Origin of the sequence: Phocaeicola faecicola (assembly GCF_013618865.1) — a bacterium.
Lineage (GTDB): Bacteria > Bacteroidota > Bacteroidia > Bacteroidales > Bacteroidaceae > Phocaeicola > Phocaeicola faecicola.
In genome coordinates, this window is sequence record NZ_JABSOE010000100.1 from 1 (window position 1) to 9906 (window position 9906).

The window sequence follows — 9906 nt, forward strand, 5'->3', positions numbered from 1 at the left end:
GACTTGATTCCCTAAGATACAAAAAATTAGGGAGACGGGCAAGTTCTGACTTCGCGAAGTTAGGACTTGCCCGATTTTTTTTGCAGACACAAAAAAGGCCATCTCATTTTGAGACAGCCTCTTTTTTTATATCATCTGTCCAGATCCAGAGATGAAGGATTATCTCTGTATTTTTCACCCGATTCACCTTATCCAAAATCATAATCTTCTCCATCTGGCCTCAGCGTCTTTTGTCTCCATTTCCTTATCACACAATAAAAAGACACCTTAAAATCACAGATAAGCAATGGCTTTTTTGTAACTTTGCAAACTAATCTGATCCAATTATGAAAAAGACATTCATTTTATTAACCCTGATGGCCTGCTGCTTTGCATGTACGGGCAATCAAAAAAAGACTACTTATATGGCTAAAGGAAATGAAAAATTGGTCCGTCTGGAAACCAGCATGGGCAACATTACCGTAAAATTATACGATGAAACCCCTATCCACCGTGATAATTTCATCAAGCTGGCAAAAGAGGGAACTTACGACAGTACCCTTTTCCACCGTGTCATCAAGAATTTTATGATACAGGCCGGTGACCCTCAGAGCAAGACGGCTACAGATACTACCACTACACTGGGCAGCGGAGATGTAGGATACACCCTCCCGGCAGAGTTCAACCCAAAGTTCTTCCACAAGAAAGGAGTGTTGGCGGCTGCACGTATGGGCGATGAAGTAAACCCGAAAAGAGAATCTTCAGGCTGCCAGTTCTACATCGTAACTGGACGCAAGTTTACAGAAGCCCAGATGATCAACATGGAAAACCAGATGAACGAAGCACGTCTGGACAGCGTATTCCAGGCACTGGCCCGCAAGCACATGAAGGAAATCTACAAGATGCGCAAGGCCAACGATACGGAAGGACTGCTGGCACTGCAGGACAGTCTGGAAGCACAGGCCCGTGCACAGGTAAAAGACGAGCCGGCCCTGAAATTTACCCGCGAACAGATTGCAGCCTATACGACGGTAGGCGGAGCCCCTCACCTGGACGGCAGCTACACCATCTTCGGTGAAGTAGTGGAAGGTATGGATGTAGTGGAAAAGATTGAAGCAGTAAAGACCAACCGTACCGACCGTCCGGAAAAGGACATCCGTATCCTGAAGGCTGTTGTAGTTGAAGACTAATATTGAGAGGTACACTCACATGATTCAAGTAAACCGTCATACATTGCCCAACGGGCTCCGCATCGTACACAATGAGGACTGCTCCACACAGATGGTAGCCCTCAACCTGCTGTATAAGGTAGGAGCCCGCGACGAGGATCCGGAACACACCGGGTTCGCGCACCTGTTCGAGCACCTGATGTTCGGCGGCTCTGTACACATTGCCGATTATGACACTCCCGTACAGACTGCCGGAGGAGAGAACAATGCGTGGACCAGCAACGATATTACCAATTATTACATTACGCTGCCCTACCAGAATGTGGAGACCGGATTCTGGCTGGAGAGCGACCGCATGCTGAGCCTGAACTTCAATCCGCAGAGCCTGGAGGTACAGAGACAGGTAGTCATCGAGGAGTTCAAGCAGCGCAACCTCAACCAGCCGTATGGAGATACCGGACACCTGCTCCGCGACATGGCATACCAGTGCCATCCTTACCGCTGGCCGACCATCGGAAAGGAAATCAGTCACATTGCCAATGCGACGCTGGAAGAAGTAAAGGATTTCTTCTTCCGCTACTACGCACCCAATAATGCCATCCTGGCGGTAACCGGACACATTTCCTTCGAAGAAACGGTCCGCCTGGCAGAAAAATGGTTCGGTCCGATTCCGGCACGCGAAGTACCCGTACGGCAGTTGCCGGCAGAACCCGTACAGACCGAGATACGCCGGAAGACCGTAGAGCGCAAGGTCCCGATGGACGCACTTTACATGGCTTTTCACATGTGTCACCGCAAGCATCCCGATTATTATGTATATGACATTCTGAGCGACCTGCTTTGCAACGGACGTTCTTCCCGACTGGTGCAGTCACTGGTCATTAACCGTCCGGTATTCAGTTCCATCGATGCATATATTTCGGGAAGCCTGGACGAAGGACTGCTGCAGATTACCGGCAAGCCTTCGGAAGGGGTATCACTGGAGGAAGCTGAAAAAGCCATCTGGGAGGAACTGGAAAAACTGAAAGAGATTCCGGTCAGACACGAGGAACTGGAAAAGGTAAAGAACCGGTACGAGAGCGAACAGATTTTCAGTAACCTGAATTACCTGAACGTAGCCACCAACCTGGCCTACTTCGAACTGACGGGAGAGGCAGAGGACATCAACTGGGAGGTAGAGAAATACCGGTCGGTCACTGCAGAAGAGATTATCCGGGTTTCCCGACAGGCATTCGTTCCCGAAAATTGTAATGTTTTATATTATCGAGCTATTCAATGAATTTATCACACTATCGTACGCTGCTGTTGCTGGGACTCCCCATTGTCATCGGACAGATCGGGGTGATTATTCTCGGACTGGCAGATACGCTGATGATCGGCCATCACAGTGCCACGGAACTGGCGGCTGCCAGTTTTGTCAACAACATGTTTAATCTTGCCATCATTTTCAGCACCGGATTTGCCTACGGACTGACTCCTGTAGTGGGCAGCCTGTTCGGACGGAACCAGCTGAAAGAAACCGGAGGCATGCTGAAAAACAGTCTGGTAGCCAATACCGTACTGGCCCTTCTGGTCTATGCGGTCATGACCCTTCTGTACCTGAACCTGGGCAACCTGGGACAGCCGGAAGAACTGTTGCCATACATGCGTCCTTATTTCCTGGTGCTGCTTATTTCCTTGCCTTTCGTACTGTGGTTCAACGGATTCAAGCAGTTTACCGACGGGATTACCGACACGAAAGTATCCATGTGGATTCTGCTGGGAGGAAACGTGCTGAACATCATCGGAAACTACATCCTGATTTACGGAAAATGCGGTTTCCCGGAAATGGGACTGCTGGGAGCCGGAGTCTCTACGCTGACCTCCCGCATTCTGATGGTAGTGGCCTATCTGATTCTCTTTTGGGGAAGTTCCCGCTACCGTATTTTCCGCGAGGGATTCCAGCAGGGAAGAGTCAACATGGCCGACTTCAAGACCCTCAACAAACTGGGATGGCCCATTGCCGGACAGATGGGTATGGAAACTGCCTCATTCAGTCTGAGTGCCATTATGGTCGGATGGCTGGGAAGTACGGAGCTTGCCACGTACCAGGTCATGACTGCCATCTCGCAGATTTGCTTCATGATGTATTATGGCATGGGAGCCGCCGTGTCCATACGTACCAGTAATTTCTTCGGACTGCAGGACATGCCCAATGTACGGAGGACAGCCAATATCGGCTTTCATATCATCCTGATGATGATTGTATGTACCTCCATCCCTATCTTCCTGCTGCGCCATCAGATAGGAGGATGGTTTACCGACGACCTACGGGTTTCGGTCATGGTGGCACAGGTCATCATCCCCTTCCTGCTGTATCAGTTCGGCGATGGTCTGCAGATTAATTTCGCCAATGCCCTGAGAGGAATTGCCGATGTAAAATGGATGATGGTCTTCTCCTTCATTGCCTATTTTATCATTTCTCTTCCTTTAGGTTACCTGTTCGGCTTCGTCCTCGAATGGGGAATCACCGGCGTATGGATGGCCTTTCCGTTCGGACTGACCAGTGCGGGCATCATGTATTACCTGCGCTTCCGTCATCAGACCCTGAAATCATAATTTTAAACCCTGTAGCCTATGTTTTCTACTTCCTCTAAAATTGCATTCGGATACCTGTTGCTCATCGTGCTGCTCTTTGGAACCATCGGATATATCTATCAGCAGATGACACTGCTCATGGCTCCCAACGGGCTGGAGGAGACCATCGTGAACCGGCGGCGGACCACGCACCAGATTGTAACGCAGTTGTATGAAGCAGAAATCATCGGACAGACATTGCGTACCGGACGGCTGGGAGACTATCCGATCTACCAGCGGGCAATGAGGGAGGCAGGAGCTTCCATCGACTCGCTCCGTGTCCTGCTCAGTGATACGCTGCAGCAAGCCCGTCTGGATACAGTCAGTCAACTGTTGCGCAACAAGGAACGGTATATGATACTGGTGCTGGAGGCCATGGCGCAGAATCCGGCCGAAGAATTGTACCAGCAACAGATTGACAGTCTGATCCTGCAACAGGATTCGTTGCTGAGCAGTACGCACGTACGCCGGAGAATCGTGACGCATCACAATACGTACACGATTCATCACAAGCCCAAAAAGTTCTTCCGCCGGCTGGCCGATGTCTTTGCTCCCGGAAAGGAAGACTCTACTCAGGTAAACAACGTGATACAGGAGGAATATACGGATACCATCGATGAAGCTTACAATCCGGTGGATACCATCGCTTCCATGCTGGCCAACATCCAGAACAAGGTGTTCCAGACGCGGCAGGAAAACCAGAAGACCCTGGACCGCCGCATCAACAGCCTACGCATTGCCGGCAGCCGGATCAGCCAGCGTGTCAACCAGTTGCTGGAGACCATTGAGACAGATGAACAGAAAGCTGCAGAGGCCAAGTACCTGCACGAACAGAATATCCGGGAACAGGCGGCCTGGACCATGGCCACCATCTCTATACTGGCAGTTTTGCTGGTACTGATTTTCTTTACCATCATCTGGCGGGACATCACCCGGAGCAACCATTACCGCAGGGAACTGGAAAAAGCGAAGTCGTATGCGGAGAACCTGCTGGTTACCCGTGAAAAACTGATGCTGACCATCACCCACGACATTAAGGCACCGGCGGGATCTATCATCGGTTATATCGACCTGCTGACCCGGTTGATACACGACAAGAGGCAGCAGTTCTACCTGCAGAACATGAAGAGTTCGGCACAGCATCTGCTCGACCTGATTACCTCCTTGCTCGACTACCACCGTCTGGAAGCCGGTAAGATGGACCTGAACCCGGTAGCATTCAAGCCTCATCAGTTGTTTACCACCATCTATACCAGTTTCCTGCCCCTGGCAGAACGGAAGCAGTTGAAATTGGTACTGGAAAATACCATTCCGGCTTCAAAGACCCTGGAAGGCGACCCCTTCCGTCTCAGACAGATTGTGGAAAACCTGCTTTCGAACGCCCTGAAGTTTACAGCCGAAGGAAGTGTGACACTGCATACGGCCTACGAAGGCAACCAGTTTATTTTCAGTGTCTCGGATACGGGATGTGGAATGGACGAGCAGGAGCAGCAGCGTGTCTTCCAGGCGTTTACCCGACTGCGGAGTGCGCAGGGCGAAGAGGGTTTCGGACTGGGACTGTCCATTACACAGAAACTGGTAGAACTGCTGCAGGGTAAGATCTCGATTGAGAGTGTGCCCGGAAAAGGCAGCACGTTCCGGGTGTCTGTCCCCCTCCCTAGCATTTCAAACAAAAAAGAAGTGGAGAAGGAAAACGGACCGGTGCTTCCGGAAACGCTGAAGATTATCCTGATCGATGACGACAGCATCCAGATCAATCTCACGGAAGCCATGCTGCACAACCTGCTTGAGGCGCAGGGAAAAGACCAGCAGGCGATAATCAGATGCTGCAAGCAGCCGGAAGAGCTTTTCGGCTATCTGGAGAAAGAGCCTTTCGACCTGTTGCTGACAGACATACAGATGCCGGCGATGAACGGTTTTGAACTGTTGAAACAGGTACGCGGAATGAAAGTAGGATATGCCCGCGAACTGCCCGTCATTGCCATCACGGCACGGAGCGACATGGATGTGGAATATTTCCGTTCACAGGGATTTGCAGGTTGCCTGCACAAGCCGTTCAACCAGTCCGACCTGCTGCAGGTGCTCCAGGAGAACCTGAAAGGAGACTGGAACAAATGTACATTCCCCAAAGAAGAAAGCGCAGACAGCAGTCTCCCGGAAGCGCAGCCGGCAAAAGAGGAAAAGGAGGAATCTAAATTTTCTTCGCTGATTGCATTCTCGGAAGGAGACGAAGAAGCCATCAGGGAAATCATCGGCACCTTTATCCAGGAGACAGAAAAGAACTGCCAGGCCATCCGTCAAGGTGAAGAGGCGAAAGACATGAAACTGGTAGGAAACCTGGCACACAAGATGCTTCCGACCTTCACCATGATCGAAGCCAATACGGTACTTCCTTCCCTGAAATGGCTTGAAGCACACCGTGAAGATGCCTCCATGAGCAGCGAGGCTCTGGAGCATATTCACAAGATATTGCCAACTGTAAAGAGCATTATCGAGCATGCCGAAGCATTTATCAAAAACTATAACTAAATTCTTCTATTTTTTAAAAGAAATCCGATGAATGCCTTCCCTTTACGCATAGTGAATGCAAAAAAATAGTAACTTTGCGAAAAGGGTTGGCTTATCACACAGTACAGATAAAGTAATTTAATTTATCAATTCGAATAATATGCACATGAATCCGTCCATATTAATAGTTGAAGACGATCTGACATTCTCTACCATATTGAAAACCTGGCTGGGGAAGAAAGGATTTGAAGTAGAAACCGTAAGTACCAATGCGCGGGCACGGAAGCAACTGGCTACACGCACTTATGATCTGATTTTATCGGATCTGCGACTCCCCGATCAGGATGGAATTCATCTGCTGACCTGGCTGCGGAGTCAGGCTTATGACATTCCGGTCATCATCATGACCAGTTATGCGGAAATACAGAGTGCCGTACAAGCCATCAAAGAGGGGGCTTCCGATTACATTGCCAAACCGGTACAGCCCGATGAATTGCTGAAAAAAATCACGGAGACGATTCATAAGCACAACGTATCTGATATCGAGAAAGTAATGGGTGAAGGTACCTCCAAAGCGGAGAACAGCGGTAAGAAGAAAGCCGAGGCAGCCGCAAAAGCCGAAACGGAAACCAGCCAGAATTACCTGGAAGGCAAGAGTGAGGCGGCCACCCAACTGTATAACTATGTGCGGCTGGTAGCACCTACGCAGATGTCGGTGCTGATCAATGGTGCAAGCGGTACTGGAAAAGAGTATGTGGCACACCGCATCCATGAACTGAGCAAGCGGAGCAACAAGCCTTTTATTGCCATCGACTGCGGTTCGATACCGAAAGACCTGGCTGCTTCGGAATTCTTCGGCCACGTAAAAGGTTCCTTTACCGGTGCGCTGAACGATAAATGCGGGGCATTTGAGGAAGCCAACGGGGGTACGATTTTCCTGGATGAAATCGGCAACCTGAGCTATGAGGTGCAGATTCAGCTGTTGCGTGCTTTGCAGGAAAGAAGAATACGCCGCATCGGCTCTGCCAAGGAAATAGAGGTCGACGTGCGACTGATCAGTGCCACCAACGAGAACCTGACCGAGGCCATTGCGAAAGGGAATTTCCGGGAGGACCTCTTCCACCGTATCAATGAGTTTACCTTGCGGATGCCTGCCCTGAAAGACAGACCGGAAGATATCCTGCTGTTTGCCAATTTCTTCCTGGACCAGGCCAACCGCGAACTGGAGCGTAACCTGATCGGATTTGATGCAGCGGCCAGTGAGGCATTGCAGCGCTATTCGTGGCCGGGCAACCTCAGGCAACTGAAAAATGTGGTGAAACGGGCGACCTTACTGGCTCAGGGAGATTTTATCTCGGTAGCCGAACTGGGAGAAGAGATTCTGGCCCATACGACAGAGGCTGCTCCTCAGTCTTTCGCACTCCATAACGAAGAGGTGGAAAAGCAGCGAATCATCAATGCTCTCCAGCAGACAGGCAACAACAAGACAAAGGCTGCACAGTTGCTGGGTGTAGACAGAAAGACGCTTTACAATAAAATGAAACTGTATGACATTCCTCAGTAAGCAGATGCGGAATGAGGTTGACGTCCAATTATAAACCGGCAAGAAATCCGGCATTGACAAACTACCTGCCAATGCCGGATTTCTTTATATAAATACATTCATTATCAGATTCCGATTCCCCTGCCACGCATATTTATTCCTGTTTCGAGGGCACATTACATATATTCTTTCTATTTTTGCCGATAAATAATTATTCTGCAACAGGGCATCATCATACACGCTTCCGCTTCAGAGCACCTGAAGCATATTCAAGAAAATAAGGCATCACATTGAGAATCGGGGAAGCCTGTAGAAAAAAGGGGAAACGGTCTGGATTTTCAAGTCCAGGACACAGGGAAAGAAGCCGCAGCATGAACATGTAAACATAGAAAAACGATAATTATAACTACAAACATTAACCGATGAAAAATACCAGAAGAAACTTTCAGTTAGATCTATTAAGAGTATTAGCCTGTTACTTAGTCATCCATCAGCACACCAGTGAATTTTTCTATATCGGCGAAGGAGGAAGTGCCGTAAAAGGAGAGAGTACCTTTCTCATTGGCCTGATCACGAGTCTGGCCCGTATATCCGTGCCCCTGTTCGTGATGATATCCGGATACCTGCTCTTACCGATAAAAAGTACAACGTCCGAGTTCTTCAAGAAAAGATTCACAAGAATTCTATATCCGTTTACCGTATGGTGCATCTTATATGCCCTGTATTACATGGCCTACAGGGGAGATACGCTGACGCAAGCGTTGATCAACATTGCGCATATCCCTGTCAACTTCGGAGTAGAAGTAGGACACCTATGGTACATTTACATGCTCATAGGATTATATCTGATGATTCCTGTCATCTCACCCTGGCTTTCCAGTTGCTCCAAAAAAGAAATGCAAACCTATCTTGCGCTATGGTTGCTGACCACCTTATTGCCCTACATTCATATCGTATATCCGAACGTACTGGGAGAATGTTTCTGGAATCCGACACCTGCTTTCTATTATTTCAACGGTTTTATCGGATATCTGATCCTGGGTGCCTACATCAAAAAATACGGGGCTTTGTCCACTCCTTATGCAGTCGCCATTTCTGTAGTCGGATATGCCATTACCGCAGGCATATTCTGTTCCAGAATAGAAACTTCTTCTTTGGCTTCCGAACTGAAACTGAGCTGGGGATTCTGTACCACCAATGTGGCCATGCTCACTTACGGGGTATTTTCCATGATAATGAATCTTTCTGCCGAAGGGAACGGGAAATGGGGAAGTTGCATACGCGATATATCCATCCACAGCTATGGCATCTATTTGGCACACATTATGGTACTGAATATCCTGTACCGGTATCTGAATCCATTGTTTGATACCGTCCTGCTTTCTGTCCCGGTGATTTCTGCAGCTACATTTATCTGCGTGTATGCAGTTGTCAAGCTACTGTCCAAAGCCCCATATAGCAAGTATTGGCTGGGATAACAGTACCTCATTCTAAAATCAGTGAAAGCACAGAGTGACGTGCCAACCCGTCTGAAGGAAATTTCTGTTGTGGGGAAAACTTTCCGCTCCTTTCCTCCATCTGTGGCATCACTGTGGAGAAAACAGGGGAAGAAAGTGGGGATTTTTTCCACACTTCTCCTCTATTTTTCCACAGTTTCCACACTTCATTTTTGGATATATAATCCACATACCACTGATTATCAATATAATATACAAAATCTCAATTTATGGCATGCTTATTGCATTTTTATTTATACAAACAGAATAAGTAACTAATAAAGACACACAAATAAGACAACTCATAGGAACTAAACTACAAGACTAAACTATAAAACCCAACCCCATAGAGTAAGAGGTGTATGAATTTCTAACTATTATGATACAACTCTTAAAATGAAGATGCCTATGTGTTAATAGAAAGGGGACGCTGCGACAGCGTCCCCTTTCTGCGTAAATGTATGTTTTTCGGCTCAGTAGAAATTTAGTGGGGATAAATTTGTAATCTAATCGAATAGTTCTTTACTTTACAGCATGGAAAACGATTATTTGAGCATGTTGGCCAGTATTGTACTGCCCACACAGATATTGGATT

General features: G+C 48.3%; 6 protein-coding genes. All 6 read left to right on the plus strand.

Features of this window, described 5'->3' with window-relative positions; all coding sequences use genetic code 11:
• Positions 1 to 326: 326 nt before the first annotated feature.
• The gene (locus H3001_RS17950; protein ID WP_178245646.1) at positions 327 to 1169 is read left to right on the plus strand and encodes a peptidylprolyl isomerase; all 843 of its coding nucleotides are present in this window, start codon (positions 327 to 329) and stop codon (positions 1167 to 1169) included.
• Positions 1170 to 1188: 19 nt separating this feature from the next.
• Complete coding sequence (locus H3001_RS17955; protein ID WP_181215675.1) at positions 1189 to 2427, plus strand: M16 family metallopeptidase; 1239 nt, start codon at positions 1189 to 1191, stop codon at positions 2425 to 2427.
• Positions 2424 to 3746, plus strand: coding sequence for an MATE family efflux transporter (locus tag H3001_RS17960; protein ID WP_181215676.1), 1323 nt, complete (start codon positions 2424 to 2426; stop codon positions 3744 to 3746). The genes H3001_RS17955 and H3001_RS17960 overlap by 4 nt, the downstream gene beginning before the upstream one ends.
• An 18-nt stretch (positions 3747 to 3764) precedes the next feature.
• On the plus strand, positions 3765 to 6293 hold the full coding sequence (locus H3001_RS17965) for an ATP-binding protein (RefSeq protein ID WP_181215677.1): 2529 nt from the start codon (positions 3765 to 3767) through the stop codon (positions 6291 to 6293).
• 145 nt (positions 6294 to 6438) lie between these two features.
• Entirely contained in the window at positions 6439 to 7836 is a 1398-nt protein-coding gene (locus H3001_RS17970; protein ID WP_181215678.1) for a sigma-54-dependent transcriptional regulator, read from the plus strand.
• A gap of 401 nt (positions 7837 to 8237) precedes the next feature.
• A complete protein-coding gene (locus tag H3001_RS17975; protein ID WP_181215679.1) occupies positions 8238 to 9293 on the plus strand; it encodes an acyltransferase in 1056 nt (351 codons plus the stop codon).
• The last annotated feature ends 613 nt before the right edge of the window (positions 9294 to 9906 follow it).

Coding starts and splice junctions, on each gene's coding strand:
- H3001_RS17950 (WP_178245646.1), top strand. CDS start 327: ATGAAAAAGACATTCATTTTATTAACCCTGATGGCCTGCTGCTTTGCA.
- H3001_RS17955 (WP_181215675.1), top strand. CDS start 1,189: ATGATTCAAGTAAACCGTCATACATTGCCCAACGGGCTCCGCATCGTA.
- H3001_RS17970 (WP_181215678.1), top strand. CDS start 6,439: ATGAATCCGTCCATATTAATAGTTGAAGACGATCTGACATTCTCTACC.
- H3001_RS17975 (WP_181215679.1), top strand. CDS start 8,238: ATGAAAAATACCAGAAGAAACTTTCAGTTAGATCTATTAAGAGTATTA.
- H3001_RS17960 (WP_181215676.1), top strand. CDS start 2,424: ATGAATTTATCACACTATCGTACGCTGCTGTTGCTGGGACTCCCCATT.
- H3001_RS17965 (WP_181215677.1), top strand. CDS start 3,765: ATGTTTTCTACTTCCTCTAAAATTGCATTCGGATACCTGTTGCTCATC.